This window comes from Stenotrophomonas sp. YIM B13575, assembly GCF_042787595.1.
Classification (GTDB): domain Bacteria; phylum Pseudomonadota; class Gammaproteobacteria; order Xanthomonadales; family Xanthomonadaceae; genus Stenotrophomonas; species Stenotrophomonas lactitubi_B.
Genome location: NZ_JBHZOP010000183.1, coordinates 1 through 1,608, shown reverse-complemented (window position 1 = coordinate 1,608; position 1,608 = coordinate 1). Strand labels below are relative to the sequence as shown.

Below are 1,608 nucleotides of genomic sequence, written 5' to 3'. Positions count from 1 at the left end.
GCGCCGGGCCATGCCCGGCGAGCGCGAAGCGCGGTCTGCTTCAGGCGCCCTGAATATTGGGTGGAAGAGCCGCCGGGCATGGCCCGGCGCTACCGGAATCAGCGCGCTTACCCGCGCTCGTGCCAGCCGCCGCCCAGCACCTTGTACAGCGTGATGCGGTTGGACTGCTGCGCCAGCTGCGTCTGCAGCTGTGTCTGCTGCGCGTTGTAGGCGGTACGACGTGCATCCAGCAGGGTGACGAAGCTGTCCAGGCCGGCGTCATAGCGTGCCTGCGACAGACGGTTGGCCTGCTCGGCCGCTTCCACCAGGCGCTGCTGCGAGGCGGCCTGCTCATCCAGGCTGACATTCAATGCCAGCGCGTCGGCGGTTTCGCGGAAACCGCTCTGGATCGATTTTTCGTACTGCGCCAGCGCGATATCGCGATCGGCGTTGGCCACTGCCAGGTTCGCGCGCAGCTTGCCGCCCTGGAAGATCGGCAAGGTGATCTTCGGCAGGAAGCTCCACACCCGCGTGCCGCTGTCGAACAGGCCCGACAGTTCACCCGAACCACTGCCGATGCTGCCGGTCAGCGAGATGCTGGGGAAGAACGCAGCGCGTGCGGCACCGATGTTGGCATTGGCGGCCAGCAGCTGATGCTCCGCCGCCATGATGTCCGGCCGCTGCAGCAGCACGTCACTGGGCAGGCCGGCTGGCGGCGGTGCCAGCGCAAGCACCTGCGGCGCGATGCTGTCCGGCAGCAGCGCCGGATCCAACTGGCCGCCGGCCAGCAGCGCCAGCGCGTTGCGGTCCTGGGCCAGCTGCCCACGCAAGCGCGCGGCATCGGTGCGCGCGGTCTCGACCAGGGTGCGGGTCTGGGTCAGTTCCAGCGCCGAACTGCCGCCACGCTCATGGCGTGCTTCGGCCAGACGCAGCGAATCCTCATAGGTCTTCACCGTGGCTTCGGCGATCGCCAGGCGCTGTTGGTCGGCACCGTAGGTCAACCACGCGGTGGCGGTCTCGGCCACCAGGCTCAGCTGTGCATTGCGACGGTTGGCGGCTACAGCGAAGTACTGCTGCAGCGCGGCTTCACTCAGGTTGCGCACGCGACCGAACAGGTCCAGTTCGAACTCGGCCACGCCGACGCCCGCGCTGAACTGCTCGGTCACCGGCACGTCGCCGCCGCGGCGGTCCATCTGCCCGGTCACGGCAACGCCCGGCACGCGGTCAGCGCGCTGCACGCGGTACTGGCCGCGCGCCTTTTCGACGTTGAGCACGGCCACGCGCAGGTCGCGGTTGTTGTCCAGCGCCTGGCCGATCACCTGCTGCAGGCGCTCATCGGTGAAGAAGTCGCGCCAGCCGACCGCGGCCACATCGGCCACTTCGCCCTGCGCGGCTTCCGCCGGCCACTGCGACGGAATGGCCGGGGCCACTGCGGTGTTCTTCGGCGCGAGGGTGCCGCACGCGCTGAGCGCCAGCGCGGTGGCAAGGGATATTGCAAGAGAAGAGAATTTCATAGCGACACCTTGGGGGTCACGGTGGTAGCGCCGGGCCGGGCCCGGCGACTATGCGGTGAGGCATCCGCCGGGCAGGGCCCGGCGCTACCGGTTGTCATCACACGGTGGCGTTGCG

1 protein-coding gene is annotated in these 1,608 nt (G+C 69.0%); it reads right to left on the bottom strand.

Going from position 1 to position 1,608, the window contains the following annotated elements; translation table 11 throughout:
• Positions 1–107: 107 nt before the first annotated feature.
• Positions 108–1,493: a multidrug efflux RND transporter outer membrane subunit SmeF gene (gene smeF / locus ACFX4F_RS20520; protein WP_180165586.1), complete on the bottom strand. Its 1,386-nt coding sequence runs from the start codon at positions 1,491–1,493 to the stop codon at positions 108–110.
• Between the last annotated feature and the right edge of the window lie 115 nt (positions 1,494–1,608).

Bases quoted from the DNA above. Each gene is read 5' to 3' on its own strand.
- smeF (WP_180165586.1), bottom strand. From the start codon at position 1,493: ATGAAATTCTCTTCTCTTGCAATATCCCTTGCCACCGCGCTGGCGCTC.